The following is a 16,987-nucleotide window of genomic DNA, read 5'->3' as shown; positions in this document are numbered from 1 at the left end:
CCACTCCAGCACCTCGGCGCGGCCCCCACAACGCAATTACCGCCGCGTCACCGCCGCCAGATACGCGCTCAGGCGGTCGCGGTTGCGGGCCAGACAGTCGATCCGGGCCTGGATGCGGTCGATGTGCCCCTCCAGGAGCGCGGCGGTCTCGGGGGTCAGGTGCTGTACGGGCAGGACGATCTCGTCGGGCCCGGACAGGAACGGCAGGATCGCGCGGATCATCTCGGTGGTGAGGCCGGAGTCGAGCAGTCCGCGGATCTGCTGGACGTCCCGGACGGCCGCCTCGCCGTAGTCGCGGTAGCCGTTCTCGCCACGGTCGGGGTGGAGCAGGTCCTGCTCCTCGTAGTAGCGCAGCAGCCGGGTGGGGACGCCGGTGCGGCGCGAGAGGTCGCCGATCTTCATGCCGCACTCCCCACGCCCGTCGGCAGCTCTCCAGCGGGCCGCCCTTGCCTTCACACTGATGTGAATGTTCGACCATGGTCGCATGTCCACCGCATCCATGGTCAAGGGCACCGCCGTGCCCACACCCCTGCCCTGGTCGGGGCTGCTCGCCCTGTCCACGGCCGCCTTCACCGCCGTGCTGACCGAACTGCTGCCCGCCGGGCTGCTGCCCCGCATGGCGCCGGCGCTCGGCGTGTCCGAGGCGCGGGTGGGCTTCCTGGTCACGGGGTACGCGGCGGCCTCGTTCGCGGCGGCGATCCCGGTGACCGCCCTGCTGCGCGGCCTGCCGCGTCGGCCGGTCCTCCTCGGCGCCCTGCTGGGCTTCGCGCTGAGCAACGCGGTGGTCGCGCTGTCGTCCTCGTACGGCGTCACCTTCGCGGCGCGGCTGGCGGCCGGTGTCATGGGCGGCACGCTGTGGGCGATGCTCGCCGGGTACGCGGCCCGGATGGTGCCGGCCGAGCGGCGCGGCCGGGCGATCGCCGTCGTGCTCGCCGGCATCACGCTCGCGCTGGCGCTGGGCGTGCCGGCCGGGACCGCGCTGGCCGGGGCGGTGGGCTGGCGTGCCACGTTCGGCCTGCTGGCCGGGCTGGCGGTGCTGCTGATGGGCTGGGTGCGGTGGCGGGTCCCGGGCTTCCCCGGCGAGGCGCGGGGCGAGCGGGTGCCGCTCGCCGGGGTGGCCGTGCTGCCGGGGCTCCCCGTGATCCTGTCCGTCACGTTGTTCCTGCTGCTGGGCCACCAGGTGATGTACACCTACATCGCCCCGTTCACCGAGCAGGCGGGTTTCGGGCGCACGGATGTGGTGCTGCTGGTGTTCGGGGCGTCCACGGTGGCCGGGATCTGGGGGACGGGCCTGCTCGTCGACCGGCGTCCGCGTGCCACGCTGCTCGGCGCGCTCGCCCTCTGCGCGGCGGTCATGCTCGCGCTCGGCCGCACCGCGGACGCGCCCCCCGTGCTGCTGGCGGCGGTCGCGTTGTGGGGCGTGGCCTTCGGCGGGGCGCCGACCCTGATCCAGACGGCGCTGGTGCACGCGTCGGGGCCCGCCGCCTCGGATGTGGCGACCTCCCTGCAGACCACGGTGTACAACGCGGGCATCGCGGGCGGCTCGCTGACCGGAGGAGTCGTGCTGGAGCGGTGGGGCGCACCAGCACTGCCCTGGACGGCGTTCCCGCTGATCGCGCTGGCTCTGACGGCGGTCGCGGTGGGCCGCCGACACGCGTTTCCGGCGGTCCCGGGCCGACGGCCCAGCGGCGGCTGAGCGCGACCGCAGGCCCCCGGTTCGACAGGTCGGCAGTTCGACTGCCGACCTGTCGACCTGTCGACCTGTCCGACGGGGACCTGCGGGCCGTCCTGCCGACGGGACGGGAGCGGCTCAGCGCTCGGTGCGGGTGCGGAACCGCCGATAGAGGGCCGCGCCGCCGAGCATCATGGCCGTGCTGCCGACGAGGGCGGGCAGCGTGGCGTCGGCTCCCGTGTGCGCGAGCGAGGACACGGCATCGGGCGATTCGGCCTGCGCCGCCAGGGCCGGGGCCTGCGGGTTGTCCTTCGGACCCGGGGCCTGAGGCTCCGAGGGCGGGTTGTGCCGGACCGGCGCCTCGGGCTCGGAGGGGTGCCCCGGCTCGGCGGGCTCGACGGGTTCCTCGCCCGGCCCCTCGCCCGGCCCTTCGTGTGGCCCTTCGTGTGGCCCTTCGTGTGGCCCTTCGCCGGCGACGTTGGCGGACTCGTTGCCGAACGCCGGGTTCGCGATGCCGACGACGTTCACGCTGTTGCCGCTGACGTTCACCGGGAGATGGACCGGCAGCTGGAGCCCGTTGCCGGAGACGACGCCCGGAGAGTCCTGGGCGCCGCCCTGCGCGGTGGCGCCTCCCTCGGAGGTCGCGCCGGGCGCCCCGGGAGCAGCGGCCTTGCCCTTGTTGGCGCAGGTGTTGCCCGCGGCGGGGTTCAGTAGGCCCACCACGTTCACCGTGTTCCCGCACAGGTTCACCGGGAGGTTCACCGGCAGCTGGACACCGTTGCCGGAGATCAGCCCGGGCGAGCCTGCCGCGGCGCCGTTCGCCGCCGAGTCGGCGTGTGCGGGCAGTGTCACAGCCATCGCGCCGGAGACTGCGGCGACGGCCAGCACACCGGTTCGGGTAACCCGTCTCATGGGGTCCCTGCCTTCCAGACATGAATCGCGGGCACTCGCCCGCACCCGTTAGAACGCCGACGAACCATCCGGGTTATGCCAGAACGCCCTTTCGCACCGTTCTGTCGCCCGGAGGCGGGTCACGGGGAGGCCGCTTATCGTGATCGAGGGCGCCGCCGCGGACCGCTGCAGGCGTCCCTGGAGGCGCTGATGCTGGCCAAGCTGTCGACGCGGCCCGGGCTGCGACGCTGCGCGCTCGCCGTGACCGCCGCACTGACCCTGCTGGGCGCGGGCCTGCCGACGGCCGCCGCGAGCGGCGACGGCGACGCGGACGACCGTCCGGATCTGTCCCGGTTCTACGGTCAGAAGGTCGCATGGTCGGCCTGCAAGGGCGAGGGCATGCCCGACGACCTCCAGTGCGCCAAGCTGACGGTCCCCGTCGACTACGCCCACCCCAAGAAGGGCACGCTCGACCTCGCGCTCGCCCGCTATCGGGCCACGGGCGACAAGCGTGGCTCGGTGGTACTCAACTTCGGCGGCCCCGGCGGCCCGGGAGTCCCTGAACTCGCCTACGGCGGCAAGGGGTTCATGGATCTCACCGACAGCTACGACGTGGTCACCTTCGACCCCCGGGGCGTCGGCCGCTCCTCCCCCGTCAGCTGCGGGGACGGCGAGGAGAGCGGGCTGGCCTCGCTGGACGACGACTCGGCGCTCTCCGATCCGCGGAGGCTGCTCGCCCAGCTGAAACAGGCGGCCGCCGACTGCACCGAGCACTCCGGTCCGGTCCTGCCGCACATAGGCACCGTCGACGCGGCACGGGACCTGGACGTGATGCGGCAGGCGCTCCGCGACAAGAAGCTCAACTACCTCGGCTTCTCGTACGGCAGCCGGCTCGGCGCGGTCTACGCCGCCCAGTTCCCCGACAAGGTGGGACGGGTGGTCCTGGACGGCGTCGACACGCTGACCGAGCCGCTCACCGAGCAGGGGATCGTGGGCGCCCGGGGGCAGCAGGTGGCCCTGGACGACTTCGTCGGCTGGTGTGTGAAGGACATCGCCTGCCCGTTCGGGCAGGATCCGCGCGTGGCCCGCCAGGAGGTCGTACGGCTCGTCCGCTCGCTCGACGAGGATCCGCTGCCGACCGACTTCGGCAGCGACTTCACCGGCCAGGACCTCGTCGGAGCCCTCGGGCAGGGGCTGTACAGCAGGGAGTTGTGGCCGCTGCTGGAGCGGGCGCTGGCCCAGTTGGTCGAGAGCGGCGACGCCGGCGGGGTGCTGGGTTTCGTGGGCGGCGGCTTCGCCCTCCCGCTCCCCTTCACACTCCGGACGCCACTCCTGGCACCGCTGCGGACGCCACTCCTGACACCGCTGCGGACACCGCTGCAGACACCGCTGCGGACACCGCTGCGGACATCGCTCCCCGACGAGCCCTCCCCCGGTGCGCTGGTCGACGCGGAGGACGTCCCCCTCGACAACCTGCCCGCCGCGCTGATGGCGATCAACTGCGCGGACGACCCGGACCGCCCCACCGCCGAGCAGATCACCGCGGATCTCCAGCGACTGCGCGCCGCGTACGACAAGGCGTCACCGGTCTTCGGGCAGTACCGCCTCACCGAGGTCCTGATGTGCTACGGCCGCCCCAGGGGCACCGACTACATCCGCGACGAGGTGAAGGACCTCGACTCCCCGCAGATGCTCCTGGTCGGCACCCGCGGCGACCCGGCGACCCCCTACCGCTGGACCGAGGAGACGGCGAAGCGGCTCGGCTCCTCGGCCGTGGTGCTCGACAACAAGGGCGAGGGCCACACCGGATACGGGTCGTCCAAGTGCGTGCACCGCAAGGTCGACGACTTCCTGCTGTACGGCTCCCTCCCGCCGAACGGCAGTTCGTGCGGGCCCGAAGAGGACGACGGCTGAGTGCGCCGCTTCCTGCCGCTGCTGCTCGTCGCCCTCACCGCGGCCGGGGCGACGGTCGCCTCGGTCACCCTGTCGGCCCGGTGGTGGCTCGCGGCCGGGCCGCTGCTGGCGCTGACCGGTCTGGGCGGCCGGGACCTGCTGCAGCGCCGTCGCTCCCTCCCGCGCAACTACCCGCTCCTCGCACATCTGCGGTATCCGACGACGCGGTCGGCACGCTCCAGCGATGCCCGCGCGGAGGAGGGAGAGGAGCGGGACGAGTTCCTGGTGCCGTCGCTGCGCCCGGTGGAGCCGGCCGAGGAGCCCCCGGTGGTGCGGGTGGGCGGGCCCGACTGCCGCCTGCCGTACGACATGGCGCTGCTGAACGTGTCCGCGATGAGCTTCGGGGCGCTGTCGCCGCAGGCGGTCCTCGCCCTCAACCGCGGTGCGGCACTGGGCCGTTTCGCGCAGGACACCGGGGAGGGCGGGCTGTCCGAGTACCACCTGCGGGGCGGCGGCGACCTCGTCTGGGAGATCGGGTCGGGATACTTCGGCTGCCGCGGCCCCGACGGCGGTTTCGACGCACGGGAGTTCGCCGACAAGGCGGCCCTGCCCGAGGTGAAGTGCGTGTCGTTGAAGTTGTCCCAGGGGGCGGCCCCCGGAAGCGGCGGGGTGCTGCCGGGGGTGAAGGTGAGCGCCGAGGTCGCGCGGGAGCGGAGGGTTCCGGAGGGCGTGACGGTGGTGTCGCCGCCCGGTCACCGGGAATTCTCGACGCCGCGGGAGCTGGTGCTCTTCCTGGCCCGGCTGCGCGAGGCGGCGGGCGGCAAGCCGACCGGGTTGAAGCTGTGCGTGGGGTCGCGGCGGGAGTTCCTCGCCCTCTGCCGGGCGATGGCGGCGGAGGGGGTGACACCCGACTTCGTGATCGTGGACGGCTCGGAGGGCGGCACGGGTTCCGGCCCGACGCAAGTGGCCGGGCGGCTCGGCATGCCGCTCACCCAGGGGCTGATCACCGTGCACAACGCCCTGGTCGGCGTCGGGCTCCGGGACCGGGTGCGGATCGGGGCGAGCGGCCGGGTGGCCACGGGCGCGGACATCGTCAGACGTCTCGCGCAGGGCGCCGACTACACGAACGCGGCCCGCGCGATGATGCTCGCCCTCGGCTGCGTCCGGGCCCGACGCTGCCACACCGGCGCCTGCCCGGTCGGCGTCGCGACGCAGGACCCGCTGCGGGCACGTGCGTTGAACGTCGCCGACAAGGCCCGGCGGGTCCGGCACTACCAGCGCGAGACGGTTCGCGACGCCGTCCGGATCATGGCCGCGATGGGCGTGCGCGAGCCCGGCGAGCTCACCCCCGCCCACCTGCTCCGCAGGTCCGGGCCGGGCGTGCTGCGCTCGTACGCGGAGCTGTACGAGTGGCTGGCGCCGGGCGAACTCCTCGCCGGGCCGCCGCAGTCATGGGCGGCGGACTGGAAGGCGGCGAGCCCGGACGGCTTCGGCTGAGCGCCGTCCACGGGACGGCCGCTACGGCTTGACGGTCACGAAGGAGTCGATCGCCGCGGTCAGTTCGGCCGGCTTCTCGACGGGGAGTTCGTGGCCGGCGTCGAGGATGCGGACGACCGCGTCCGGATAGGCCTTGGCCATCCGCAGCATCTGCTGCACCGGGAGCTGGATGTCGTGGTAGCCGTGGATCATCAGGGTCGGGGCCTGGATCTCCCCGACCCGGTCCAGGACGTCGAAGGCGCGCATCGCGCCGTACAGCGTCATGACCACCTCGCGCGGGGTGTCCGCGGAGGCCTTGACGTACGCGCGGATCTCGTCGCGGGGGTAGCCGGGGGCGAAGGCCCGCTGGATGTTGGCGGCGACGAACAGCTTGAACGGGACGAGGGTGGAGGCCCCCATCAGCAGGCCCCTGCCCCGGCTGTAGGTCATCCGGCCGATGGAGTTCACCAGCACCATGCGCTCGACCCGTTCGGGGTGGGAGAGGGCGACGGTCTGCGAGATCATCCCGCCCATGGAGTGGCCGACCAGCACGAACCGCTCGATCTCCAGGTGGTCGAGAAGGGCGAGGAGGTCACGCGCCAGTTCCGCGACCGTCTTCACCCCCGCCCCGCTGCTCTCGCCGTGCCCGCGCAGGTCGAGGCGGATCACCCGGCGCCGCTCGGCGAAGTGCGCCACCTGGTGGTCCCAGCGGCGCCGGTTCGCGGTCCAGCCGTGCACGAACACCAGGGGCACGCCGTCGCCGTCGCGCGGGCCCTCGTCGTCGTACGTCAGTGCTGCGCCCTCGACTTCGAGCTGCGGCATGGGTGCCTCCTGCAGTGCTGTCCCGGTTACTGACGCGTACGGTAACCGGCCGCGGGGGTCGGCGTCACCGTCGTCCGCCGAGAAAAAAATCCCGGCGATGCCCCGCGGACGAATCGGACCTATCGTGCTCATATGGAGCACGCACTCAGCCCCGCGACCCTCTCCGAACTGCGCCGCCCGCGCCCCTATCCCGCAGTGTCCGTGCTGACGCCGACGCATCGCCGGGAACCCGAGAACACCCAGGACCGGGTCCGGTTGCGCAATGTCGTGGCCGAGGCGAAGAAACAGCTGGACGCCGACCCGGCGGTCACCCGCGAGCGGCGCGCCGACGTCTCCGAGCAGCTCGACCGGGCGCTCGCCGAGATCGACCTGGCGCACACCGAGGACGGCCTGGTCATCTACGCGGCCCCGGGCGAGCACCAGGTGTGGTCCCTGGCCCGCGCCGTCCCCGAACGCGTCGTCTTCTCCGACACCTTCCTGACCCGCAACCTGGTCTCCGCCCAGGCCTCGGAACGGCCGTTCTGGGTGCTGTCGGTCTCCGCCGACCGCGTCACGCTGTGGAACGGCGGCGCCGACCGGGTCGTCGAGGCGGACAACAGCGGCTTCCCGATGACCAGAAGCCGGGAGAACTTCGACGCCGAGCGCCAGGAGCGGATCGGCGACCTGCCCAGTACTTTCCGCGACGAGGACACCCGCCACTTCCTGCGCGAGGCCGACTTCGCGATGAGCCGACTGCTGCGCCTGGCCCCGCGGCCGCTGTACATCACCGGTGAGCGGGCGGCGCTGTCGGCCCTCGACGAGCTGGGCACCGTCACGAGGGCCGCCGTGCACATCCCGCACGGCGGACTGTCGCACGGCACGCCGGACGCGGTATGGCAGGCCGTGCGCCCGATGGTCGCCGCCGAGGCGCTCAGGAGCGTGGACACGGTCAGCCGGGCGCTGGAATCGGCGCTCGGCCGCAAGGAGTTCGCGGCCGGCGTCGACGAGGTCTGGCAGAGCGCCCGGGAGGGCCGGATCCGGCTGCTGGCCGTCGAGGAGAACTACCGCGTCACGGTCCGCGACGACGGCGACCACCTCGTCCCGGCCGTGAGCGGCGACCTCGACGCCCGCGAGGACATCGTGGACGAGATCGTCGAGCAGTGCCTGGAGACGCGCGCCGACGTGCGCTTCGTGCCCGACGGCGCCCTGTCCGACGCCGACGGGATCGCGGGGGTCCTGCGGTACTGACCCGCCCTTCCCCGGCGGCGCGGCTCTCAGACGTTGCCGAGCAGGGCCTGCAGCCCCTGGTCGACCGCGGCGCCGACGTCCTCGCGGCCCGCGGGGACCACCGCGTAGCTGCGCAGCAGGAAGCGGCGCAGGGCGCAGCTGTCGAACTGGAGCAGGGCCATCCCGAGCGGGGAGTGGAACTCCATCACCGTACGGTCCGGCCCGCAGGGCCAGATGTGCACGTCTCCGCTCCCGGCCGGGCCGCTCACGCCCTGCTCCAGCAGGGCACGGGCGAAGGTCCAGGTGACCGCCTCACCGGCGAGGGAGACCTCCGACGGGAAGTCGACGTGCACGGCGAAGGGGTCGGTGGCGGCATAGCGGAGCGTGGCGGGCACGGGCAGCTCCTGGTCGTCCGCGGTGATCAAGCTGGCGCGGACGGGTTGTTCAAGAGTGATGTCCATGCATGTACGACCTCATAGAGGCGCTTCGCATTACGCGAAACCGGGATCGAATTCATGTGACCTGTGTCACATGGGTAGACCTATAGAACATAAAGCCGTAGAACGCGAGCCCGACAGTCACCTCGCCCCCCTCAGGAGTCCCCCAAGTCACGTACGTCACCTACGACTTGACCTCCTCCGGGCACCCACGACCCACCCCTCGCCGGCCCTCCGCGAGGACACTGGCATATGCCGGAAGCATCACCGAATCGTGTGTTGCCAAATCCCTTACAGGGTGTCGCGGGCTGTGCAACAGTCGTAACGGCCCTTGCGTCAGCCTTCGTCGTACCGTTCCCGCATCGGAGTGCGTCATGCCGCCCCATGTCTCTGCGGACCGCTCAGCCGCCCAGCCGCCAGGGCGCGGCTCGGTCGACGCGCTGATCACCCAGACACGGCGGCTCAAGGGCGACATGGACGCCGTTCGCCAGAACGCGCAGGACGACGGAACAGACCCGCAGGGCCGCTGGCAGCGTGCGCTCTACGATCTCGCGCTGCACCAACTCGACGACCTCGACGCGCACTTGGCCCAGCTGCGGGACGGCCCGCCGCCGGTGTCGGCCGCCGCGCCCGCGACCGCCCGGCGCGAGTCGCTGCTCAGCCGGGTCGGCAGCGCCGAATGGAACCTGCTGACGGACGAGGCCGTGTGGTCCGAGGAGCTTTACCGGATCCTCGGCCGCGACCCCGCCGCTCCCCCGCTCACCCTCGACGAACTGCCCTCCCTCGTCCTCGAGGAGGACCGGCCGAAGCTCACGGCGATGGTCACGGACTGCCTGATCGACGCCCGGCCCATCGACGGGGAGTTCCGCGTCCTCCGCCCGGACGGCGAGCCGCGCACCGTGCACATGATGGGCGAGCCCGTGCTCGACGCCGAGGGCGGCACCGCCTCGATGTGGGCCGTCCTGCGGGACGTGAGCGAGGTGCGCCGCGGCCAGCGCACCGTGCGCGAGAGCGGTGACTCGCTCCAGCGCCAGCGCCACCGGGCGCAGACCGAGCACCGGCTCGCGGTCGAACTGCAGGAGGCCGTCCTGCCGCCGTGGCGCGGCTCCGTGCGCCTGCCGCACCAGGGCCCCCGCTCGCTCGACCTCGCCGCCCACTACCTGCCCGCCGCCACGACCTCGCTGATCGGCGGCGACTGGTACGACGCCCTCGAACTCTCCGACGGCCAGACCCTGCTCAGCGTCGGCGACCTCACCGGACACGGCCCGGCCGTCACCTCGACCACGGCGATGATGCTGGGCGCCCTGCGCGGCATGGCCATGGCGGGCACCCGGCCCGCCCAACTGATGTCCTGGCTCAACCAGTTACTCGACGCCGCCGTCCAGCCGGCCCTGGGCAGCGCCGTCTGCTGCCGCTACCGGCCGGACACCCGCACCCTGGCCTGGGCACAGGCCGGACACCCCGCCCCGCTGCTGTTCCGCGACGGGACGGGGCGCCGGCTGACCGCACCGGAGGGCGTGCTCCTCGGAGCCACCACGCACGCCGTCTACGGGCAGGCCGAGGAGACCCTCGAAGAAGGCGACCTGCTCCTGCTGCACACCGACGGACTGGCGCCCGCCGAGCGGCTCCTCGCACTGGCCCCCCGGCTGGACGGTCCGCGCAGCGCACAGGACTGCATACGGATCGTCCTGGAGGAATGCGACCAGGCCGAACGTGCGGACGACGCCTGTGTGCTCGTCGCCCGGGTCACCAGGTGAGCCTCACATCGTGAGCCTCACGTCTGGGCGCTGCTGCCCGACCTGCCCCCCTTCTGCTTCGGCAGGGCCAGCCTGATCTCCTCGCGCAGCTCGCTGATCCTCGGGTAGTTGGCGTACTCCGCGGTGAGCCGGTACATCTGGCTCAGCCGGTCCCAGGTGCGCCGGGAGGAGTTCGACCCCATCGACATCAGGGCCAACCGGGCGAACCGGTCCGCCTGTTCGGGGTCGTCCGCGATGAAGCAGGCGGACGCCATGGACAGATGATCGAAGATCTTCGACCGCTCACGCCCGTCGACGCGCAGCGCCAGGGCCTTCTCCGCGTAGTGCTGGGCGTGCACGGCGGCCTGCGGGTCGAACTCGGCCAGCGTGCGGTAGGCCAGGGCCTGCATGCCGTACAGATCCTCGTCCCGGAAGGTCTGCATCCAGGACGGCGGTGTCACATCGCCCTTGTCGGAGACGAAGAGGTCCTCCGCCCGGCCGAGGGTGCGGCGCATGGCCTGTCCCTTGCCCATCGACGCCTGCGCCCAGGCCTCGATGGTGTGGAACATCGCCCGGGTGCGCGGCAGCACCTCGCCGCCGGCCCCGGACTGGGCCAGATTCATCAGGTCGAGGGCGTCGTCCGGCCGGCCGAGGTGGACCATCTGACGGGCCGCCCGGGAGAGCGCCTCGCCGGCCCGCGGCCGGTCACCGCCCTCGCGCGCGGCGTGGGCGGCGATGACGAAGTACTTCTGGGCCGTGGGCTCCAGACCGATGTCGTGCGACATCCAGCCCGCGAGAACGGCGAGGTTGGCCGCGACGCCCCACAGGCGCCGCTGGAGATGGGTGGGGTGGTGGTAGGCGAGGATGCCGCCCACCTCGTTGAGCTGTCCCACGACGGCCTTGCGTTGCAGCCCGCCCCCGCGGGCCGCGTCCCAGGCTCGGAACACCTCGACCGAGCGCTCGAGTTCGTCGACCTCCTCCGTTCCGATGGGGGCCGCCTCGTAGCGGTCGAACCCAGCGGGGTCGGCATGGTGGAGGTGGGGATGGTCGATGACGGTAGCGTCGGCGGAGAGGGTGGGGTCGGTGTGGAGCCACTCGTACATGGCACTGCTGAGAGCTGATCCCGCGGCGAGCGCTGCACCCGCGCCCACCAAGCCGCGTCGGTTGAGCATGAGGTCCATTCCCGTGAATTCGGTGAGGACCGCAGCAGTCCGTTCGGGCGCCCACGGCACACCGTCGGGATGTTCGACACTCCCGCCGCCGGGCCGTTTCCCTGTACGCCCGTGCCGGACCAGACCGAGGTCCTCGATGGTCACGACACGGCCGAGACGCTCGGTGAACAGAGCCGCCAGCACCCGCGGCACCGGATCGCGCGGGATCTCTCCCGTGTCGATCCACCGCCGCACCCGGGAGGTGTCGGTCGACAGTTGGGGGTGGCCCATGGCCGCCGCCTGCCGGTTGACCAGCCTCGCGAGTTCACCCTTGGACCAGCCGGCCAGGCCGAACAGATCCGAGAGACGGGTGTTGGGTTGTCCGCTCACGTCAAGCCCCCAGGTTCTCGGCTGAGTTGACAGTAGCCCCGGGAAAGTTGCCGGGCGACTATTCGCCAGGGTTCGCCAGGGTTCGCCAGATGGTGTGCCACTGGGCGACGGGTGTCAGGTAGGAAAGCGCCACCCCGACCCGGTCGCCGAGGGACACTCCCCAGGGTGCACCCGGGTGGACCGGTCGGGGCAGCGTTCTGACGTCCGGCACACGAAGGGATCTGTTTCTCCCATGTACGCAGCATCGTCCTCCGTGTCCGCCCCGCCCCGGTCGCTGCACTCCCGCCCGGGCGGCGGCGGCCCCTACCTCGACCCTGCGCGGTCGGCGGGCCCCGCGCTCGGCGCGGGTCTGACCCGGCGCCCCGCGGGGATCGGCACGCAACCGCTCAGCGGAAGACTCGACCTGTCCGGCCCTCAGGGCGCCCAGCTGCGCACGGCGATCGCGTCGGTGCACCGGATCTGCCCGGAGTTCGCCCCGGTCCAGGTGCTGCGCCGCAGCGGCCGCTCGGTGCTCCTGGTCGGCACGACAGGACGCAGTACGGCCGTCGCCAAGTGTTTACTGGACCACTCCCCCGTGTGGGCGGAGCGGATCCGACACGAAATAGCCGCGTACCGCACGTTCGTCCGGCACCGCCCCCCGGTGCGGGCGCCGAGACTGATCGCGGCGGACCCGGACAACTGCACACTGGTGATCGAGCGGATGCCGGGGCGCGTGGCGGCACTTCAGCGGCATCCCACCGAGGCCCCACCGCGGGCGGACGTGCGGGCGGCGCTCGGCGCGATCTGCCGGCTCAACGCCTGGCGGCCGCCGGCGGGGACGTTCGACGCACCGCTCGACTACGCCGCCCGGATCTCCCGCTACCACGAACTGGGTCTGCTCACCGACCGGGACCTGGGCGACCTCCAGAAGCTGCTGCACGGCATCGCGGCCACCGCGGGCCGGCAGGGCATGGGCCAGTTCTGTCACGGCGACGCCCTCCTGTCGAACATCCTTCTCTCACCGGCCGGTCCAGTGCTGGTGGATTGGGAGCACGCAGGCTGGTATCTGCCGGGCTACGACCTGGCGACACTGTGGTCGGCGCTGGGCGACGCACCGGTGGCGCGCCGTCAGATCAGTCAGATCGCCCAGTCGGCGGGCCCGGCCTCGCGGGACGCCTTCCTGGTGAACCTGATGCTGGTCCTCACCCGCGAGATCCGTACCTACGAGACGGCCGTGCAGCGTTCGATGCACGACACGACCCCGACGGCCCCGGGGGCGGCCCACCCGGGTGCCGCGCCGTCCGGCGAGGAACAGCGCCTGCTGCTGCGGCGGCTGCACGACGACTGCCAGCTCGCCCGACGGGCGGTGCGCGCGGCGGTCGGCACTCGCTGAGGGGCGAAGGTCCGCGGTTCGTCCGAACAGGGCGTACCGCGGACCTTCGTATGTGCGGACCTTCGTATGTTCGAAGGTTTCATATGTTCGTAAGAGGTGTCTTGACGAGGTAAATCGCCCGTATATGAGCATGATTGACGGGTTATCGTTCCCCGTCGGCTCGTCCCAGGAGACCGTCTTGCGAAAACCCGTCATTCCCCCCGGACCCCCCGGACGTGTCCGTAGAGCCGCAGGCGCCCTGGCGTCGGCGGCTCTGCTGCTCCCGCTGCTCGGTGCGGCGTCGCCGGCCGACGCGACCGAGTCCACTGCCCCGGCGACCGGCCTGCAGCGGGCCTTCGCCGCCGCGGCCGCCGAGTACCACGTGCCGCAGAGCGTGCTCCTGGGCGTCTCCTACCTCCAGTCCCGCTGGGACACGCACGGCGGAGCGCCGAGCGTGATCGGCGGCTACGGCCCGATGCACCTCACCGACGCCCGGACCGCGCTGACCGGCGCCGCGCACCACAGCAAGGGCGCGCAGAACGCCCGAGGCGGCTCCGCGCGCCCGGCCCCGCATCCACCCGCGGGCCTCGGACCTCCGTCCAGCGACAAGCTCCCGGCCCGCCTCAGGACCCTGCCGCGTGCGGCGGAACTGACCGGCCTGAGCGCCGCCGACCTGCGCACGGACCCCGCCGCCAACATCGCGGGCGGCGCCGCGCTCCTCGCCGCCGCCCAGCAGCAGCTGGGCGAGCCCCTGAGCGCCGACCCGGCGGACTGGTACGGCGCGGTCGCCGACTTCCCGGGCGCGGACGACAGCGCGACGGCCGCCGCCTACGCCGACGACGTCTTCGAGGTGCTCCGCACCGGCGAGCGGCGCACCACGGACTCCGGTGAGACGGTCGCCCTGGCCGCGCAGCCGGACCTGGTGCCGCGCCGCGCCCAGCTGCGCAAGGCCGGTCTGCGCACGGTCTCCGCGGCGGGCACCGAGTGCCCGACGACGGTGTCCTGCGAGTGGATCGCGGCGCCGTACGAGGAGTTCGGCGACAACGACTACGGCAACCACGACGTCGCCGACCGGCCGACCTCGCCGGGCATCAAGTACATCGTCGTCCACGACACCGAGGGCGGCTGGGCCGGGGTGCTCAACATGGTCCAGGACCCCACCTACGTGTCCTGGAACTACTCGCTGCGCTCCACCGACGGCCATGTCGCCCAGCATGTGAAGGCGAAGGACGTGGCGTGGCACTCCGGCAACTGGTATGTCAACTCCAAGTCGATCGGCCTGGAGCACGAGGGGTTCCTCGCCTCCCCGGACTCCTGGTACACGGAGGCGATGTACCGGTCGTCGGCGCGCCTGGTGACGTACCTGGCCGAGAAGTACGCCGTTCCGCTGGACCGGCAGCACATCCTGGGCCATGACAACGTGCCCGGCCCGACGGCCGCGTCCGTGTCCGGGATGCACACCGACCCGGGCCCGTACTGGGACTGGCGGCACTACTTCGAGCTGATGGAACGCCCCTTCACGGCCGCGGCCGACAGCAGCGGCGGTCTGGTGACGATCCGGCCGGACTACACCGCCAACAAGCCGGTGTACACCGACTGCGGCGGGAAGGGACTGCCGTGCGCGGCGCACGGTTCCGGCGCGGTGCGGCTGTACTCCGACCACGACGAGAAGTCCGCGCTGGTCAAGGACGTCGGCCAGGGCTCGGGCCCGACCGCGGGGGTGAACGACATCTCCGCGCGGGCTTCGACCGGCCAGCAGTACGCGGTCGCCGACCAGTGGGGGGAGTGGACGGCGATCTGGTACCTCGGCCAGAAGGCCTGGTTCAAGAACCCGGCGGCGCAGCCGGCGGCCGTCCCGGCGACCGGTCGGACGGTGACCCCGAAGGACGGCCGCGACAGCGTTCCGGTGTACGGCCGCGCCTACCCCGAGGCGGGGGCCTACCCGGCGGGGGTGCCGGTCCAGGCGGTCTCGGCGCTGCAGTACACCCTGCCGAAGGGCCAGAAGTACGTGGTCGGGGACAAGGTGCCGGGCGAGTACTACTACGCGACCACCTTCGCCACCGGATCGCACCGGGTCGTCGTCGGCAAGGACATGTACTACGAGATCCAGTACGGCCACCGGGTGGCGTTCGTGCGGGCCGCGGACGTCGAGCTGACGGCGTCCTAGCGGGACTTCAGCCCTGCTGGAACAGCTCCGCCGGGAGCGGCTTCAGCAGGGCGTACAGGTCGTCGGTGATGGGGCGGTCCCAGGCGGCGATGGTCACCAGGACGTTGTCGCTGCGGTCGAACTGCACGCAGGAGATCCGCCCCTCGGAGAGCTTCAGCCGGCGCACGATCAGCAGGTTGTCGCCCTGCATCACGGGCATGTCCTCGGTGCCGACGACGGTCACCTCCTCGTCGTTCTCCAGCGCGAGCAGCAGCTGGGCGACCTCGAAGGGGACCTCGCCCTCGTCCACCTCGCGGGCCGGGGAGCCCTCGGGCAGATTGCCGATGATCATCGCGGGGCCGCGACCGCCGAAGAGGTCGTAGCGCAGGAAGACGCCCTGGCAGCTGCCGTCCGGCGCGGGCAGCAGGCCGGCGCCCAGATTGCCGGGCCAGTCGCCCGGGTCCATGGCCAGTACGTCGAAGTCGGGCCCGGCGGGCGTGGCGCTGCGGCGGCGGAGGAACGACATGCGGCAATGGTACGTGCTGCCGTTCGGCGATGTTCTCGGGTGACGGGTGCGGGTCCGTCCGGACCGGTCGCGCAGTTCCCCGCGTTGTCACTGGCCGTGCGGTGCAGCTCGGGTGCCGGGTGCGGGTCCGTCCGGGCCGGTCGCGCAGTTCCCCGCGCCCCTTGGTGGGACAGGTCGGCGTCCGTGATCAGTGGGCGTCGAGCTCGTGCGCAGTTCCCCGCGCCCCTGAGGTGGGGCGGGTGGGCGGCCGTGACTCGTGGACGTCAGTGTCGGAGTCGTGCGCGGTTCCTCGCGCCCCTGGGGTGGGACACCTGAGCGTTCGTGTCAGTGGGGGTCTGTCGGGGGGACTACTGCTACTGGGCTTGCCGCGTGCAGGAGGACTGCGTGGGTGACCGAGCCGAGCATGCGGGCGGGGGTCAGGAGGCGGCGGCGGTGGCGGCCCACCACGACCAGGTCGGCGTCCTTGGAGGCGGCGACGAGGAGGGCCGCCGCGTCGCCGGGGGCGGGGAGCGGGTCCGCGTGGACGCCGGGATGGCGCTCGCGGTGCGGGGCGAGGAAGCCGTCCATGAGGGCGGCCGTCTCGTGCTCGACGGCGTCCTGGTCGTAGAGCGGGGCGGGCAGGTCGCCGGGGGCGGTCCAGGTCTGGATCGGCCAGGGGTAGGCGGCGATCACCTGGAGGCGCGCGCCGAGCAGGGCGGCCTCGGTGAAGGCCAGGTCGAGGGTCGTGTCGTCGGGGCCGTCCACCTTGAGGCCCACGACCACCCGGGGGCCGGGCTCGGCCGGCAGTACGACGTCGACCGTTCGGCCCGGTCGGGGCACGACCACGACCGGGCACTCGGCGTCCCGGGCCGCCGTCAGGCTGTTGGAGCCGAGCAGCAGGCCGGCGAAGCCGCCGCGGCCCCGGGAGCCGAGCACCAACAGCTGGGCCTCGGCGCCCAGTTCGGGCAGCAGCGCACCGGGCGCGCCGTCGAGGCCCACGTACTCCGGGCGCGGCCCGCCCTCGGCCGCGGTCGGCCGGGCGCGGGCCTCGGCGAGCACCGGGTCGTCCTCCGGAGCAGGCGGTACGACCGCGGGGGCGCCGGGCGGCGTCCAGACGGCGTGGTGGCGTACGTGCGCCACGCGCAGCGGCGCTCCGCGGCGGCGGGCGGCGTCGCGGGCCCAGTCGAGGGCGCGCCAGCCGTCCTCGGAACCGTCGACCGCCGCGACGACCGGCAGCGTGCTCATGGTCCTCACCTCCCGGAACTCGACCTTCGTCCTGCTGGAGCCAGCCTTGCCCAGGCGGGGCCCCAG

14 protein-coding genes are annotated in these 16,987 nt (G+C 72.7%); 7 read left to right on the top strand and 7 right to left on the bottom strand.

Annotation, left to right across the window (positions count from 1 at the left end):
* Positions 1 to 36 precede the first annotated feature (36 nt).
* Positions 37 to 402: a MerR family transcriptional regulator gene (locus ABZ725_RS32920; protein WP_358806136.1), complete on the bottom strand. Its 366-nt coding sequence runs from the start codon at positions 400 to 402 to the stop codon at positions 37 to 39.
* A gap of 82 nt (positions 403 to 484) precedes the next feature.
* On the opposite strand from ABZ725_RS32920, the gene ABZ725_RS32915 reads away from it, so the two are divergent.
* The gene (locus ABZ725_RS32915; protein WP_358806135.1) at positions 485 to 1,696 is read left to right on the top strand and encodes an MFS transporter; all 1,212 of its coding nucleotides are present in this window, start codon (positions 485 to 487) and stop codon (positions 1,694 to 1,696) included.
* Between the two features lie 114 nt (positions 1,697 to 1,810).
* On the opposite strand, the gene ABZ725_RS32910 is transcribed toward ABZ725_RS32915, so the two are convergent.
* Positions 1,811 to 2,584: a chaplin gene (locus ABZ725_RS32910; protein ID WP_358806134.1), complete on the bottom strand. Its 774-nt coding sequence runs from the start codon at positions 2,582 to 2,584 to the stop codon at positions 1,811 to 1,813.
* Positions 2,585 to 2,773: 189 nt separating this feature from the next.
* Here ABZ725_RS32910 and ABZ725_RS32905 point away from each other — a divergent pair, with 189 nt between their 5' ends.
* Complete coding sequence (locus ABZ725_RS32905) at positions 2,774 to 4,477, top strand: alpha/beta fold hydrolase (protein ID WP_358806133.1); 1,704 nt, start codon at positions 2,774 to 2,776, stop codon at positions 4,475 to 4,477.
* Complete coding sequence (locus ABZ725_RS32900) at positions 4,478 to 5,953, top strand: FMN-binding glutamate synthase family protein (protein ID WP_358806132.1); 1,476 nt, start codon at positions 4,478 to 4,480, stop codon at positions 5,951 to 5,953.
* Positions 5,954 to 5,974: 21 nt separating this feature from the next.
* On the opposite strand, the gene ABZ725_RS32895 is transcribed toward ABZ725_RS32900, so the two are convergent.
* Entirely contained in the window at positions 5,975 to 6,754 is a 780-nt protein-coding gene (locus ABZ725_RS32895; RefSeq protein WP_358806131.1) for an alpha/beta fold hydrolase, read from the bottom strand.
* Positions 6,755 to 6,886: 132 nt separating this feature from the next.
* Here ABZ725_RS32895 and ABZ725_RS32890 point away from each other — a divergent pair, with 132 nt between their 5' ends.
* Positions 6,887 to 7,981 carry a chemotaxis protein gene (locus ABZ725_RS32890; RefSeq protein ID WP_358806130.1) on the top strand — a complete coding sequence of 365 codons (1,095 nt, stop codon included), beginning with the start codon at positions 6,887 to 6,889 and terminating at the stop codon, positions 7,979 to 7,981.
* Positions 7,982 to 8,007: 26 nt separating this feature from the next.
* On the opposite strand, the gene ABZ725_RS32885 is transcribed toward ABZ725_RS32890, so the two are convergent.
* The gene (locus tag ABZ725_RS32885) at positions 8,008 to 8,421 is read right to left on the bottom strand and encodes an SsgA family sporulation/cell division regulator (RefSeq protein WP_358806129.1); all 414 of its coding nucleotides are present in this window, start codon (positions 8,419 to 8,421) and stop codon (positions 8,008 to 8,010) included.
* A gap of 350 nt (positions 8,422 to 8,771) precedes the next feature.
* Between ABZ725_RS32885 and ABZ725_RS32880 the strand changes: the two genes are divergently transcribed.
* Positions 8,772 to 10,154, top strand: a complete 1,383-nt coding sequence (locus ABZ725_RS32880) for a SpoIIE family protein phosphatase (protein WP_358806128.1) — start codon at positions 8,772 to 8,774, stop codon at positions 10,152 to 10,154.
* Positions 10,155 to 10,171: 17 nt separating this feature from the next.
* Here ABZ725_RS32880 and ABZ725_RS32875 read toward each other — a convergent pair whose 3' ends face one another.
* The gene (locus tag ABZ725_RS32875; RefSeq protein WP_351909863.1) at positions 10,172 to 11,674 is read right to left on the bottom strand and encodes a hypothetical protein; all 1,503 of its coding nucleotides are present in this window, start codon (positions 11,672 to 11,674) and stop codon (positions 10,172 to 10,174) included.
* A gap of 232 nt (positions 11,675 to 11,906) precedes the next feature.
* Between ABZ725_RS32875 and ABZ725_RS32870 the strand changes: the two genes are divergently transcribed.
* Together ABZ725_RS32870 and ABZ725_RS32865 are read left to right on the top strand one after the other, a co-directional pair.
* Positions 11,907 to 13,046, top strand: a complete 1,140-nt coding sequence (locus ABZ725_RS32870; RefSeq protein WP_351909865.1) for an aminoglycoside phosphotransferase family protein — start codon at positions 11,907 to 11,909, stop codon at positions 13,044 to 13,046.
* 178 nt (positions 13,047 to 13,224) lie between these two features.
* Positions 13,225 to 15,192 carry an N-acetylmuramoyl-L-alanine amidase gene (locus ABZ725_RS32865; RefSeq protein WP_358806127.1) on the top strand — a complete coding sequence of 656 codons (1,968 nt, stop codon included), beginning with the start codon at positions 13,225 to 13,227 and terminating at the stop codon, positions 15,190 to 15,192.
* A gap of 7 nt (positions 15,193 to 15,199) precedes the next feature.
* Here ABZ725_RS32865 and ABZ725_RS32860 read toward each other — a convergent pair whose 3' ends face one another.
* Together ABZ725_RS32860 and ABZ725_RS32855 are read right to left on the bottom strand one after the other, a co-directional pair.
* Positions 15,200 to 15,697 (bottom strand): hypothetical protein, encoded by a 498-nt coding sequence (locus ABZ725_RS32860; RefSeq protein ID WP_351909869.1) that lies wholly within the window; start codon positions 15,695 to 15,697, stop codon positions 15,200 to 15,202.
* A gap of 324 nt (positions 15,698 to 16,021) precedes the next feature.
* Positions 16,022 to 16,921, bottom strand: a complete 900-nt coding sequence (locus ABZ725_RS32855) for a universal stress protein (protein WP_358806126.1) — start codon at positions 16,919 to 16,921, stop codon at positions 16,022 to 16,024.
* Positions 16,922 to 16,987 lie beyond the last annotated feature (66 nt).

Source organism: Streptomyces sp. NPDC006872, assembly GCF_040635845.1.
Classification (GTDB): Bacteria; Actinomycetota; Actinomycetes; order Streptomycetales; family Streptomycetaceae; genus Streptomyces.
The sequence above is the reverse complement of the archived record's forward strand: the minus strand, read 5'-3'. Positions and strand labels throughout refer to the sequence as shown.

Excerpts from the sequence above, each read along its gene's own strand:
- ABZ725_RS32920 (WP_358806136.1), bottom strand. The coding sequence starts at position 402 with ATGAAGATCGGCGACCTCTCGCGCCGCACCGGCGTCCCCACCCGGCTG.
- ABZ725_RS32915 (WP_358806135.1), top strand. The coding sequence starts at position 485 with ATGTCCACCGCATCCATGGTCAAGGGCACCGCCGTGCCCACACCCCTG.
- ABZ725_RS32910 (WP_358806134.1), bottom strand. The coding sequence starts at position 2,584 with ATGAGACGGGTTACCCGAACCGGTGTGCTGGCCGTCGCCGCAGTCTCC.
- ABZ725_RS32905 (WP_358806133.1), top strand. The coding sequence starts at position 2,774 with ATGCTGGCCAAGCTGTCGACGCGGCCCGGGCTGCGACGCTGCGCGCTC.
- ABZ725_RS32895 (WP_358806131.1), bottom strand. The coding sequence starts at position 6,754 with ATGCCGCAGCTCGAAGTCGAGGGCGCAGCACTGACGTACGACGACGAG.
- ABZ725_RS32890 (WP_358806130.1), top strand. The coding sequence starts at position 6,887 with ATGGAGCACGCACTCAGCCCCGCGACCCTCTCCGAACTGCGCCGCCCG.
- ABZ725_RS32885 (WP_358806129.1), bottom strand. The coding sequence starts at position 8,421 with ATGGACATCACTCTTGAACAACCCGTCCGCGCCAGCTTGATCACCGCG.
- ABZ725_RS32880 (WP_358806128.1), top strand. The coding sequence starts at position 8,772 with ATGCCGCCCCATGTCTCTGCGGACCGCTCAGCCGCCCAGCCGCCAGGG.
- ABZ725_RS32870 (WP_351909865.1), top strand. The coding sequence starts at position 11,907 with ATGTACGCAGCATCGTCCTCCGTGTCCGCCCCGCCCCGGTCGCTGCAC.
- ABZ725_RS32860 (WP_351909869.1), bottom strand. The coding sequence starts at position 15,697 with ATGTCGTTCCTCCGCCGCCGCAGCGCCACGCCCGCCGGGCCCGACTTC.
- ABZ725_RS32855 (WP_358806126.1), bottom strand. The coding sequence starts at position 16,921 with ATGAGCACGCTGCCGGTCGTCGCGGCGGTCGACGGTTCCGAGGACGGC.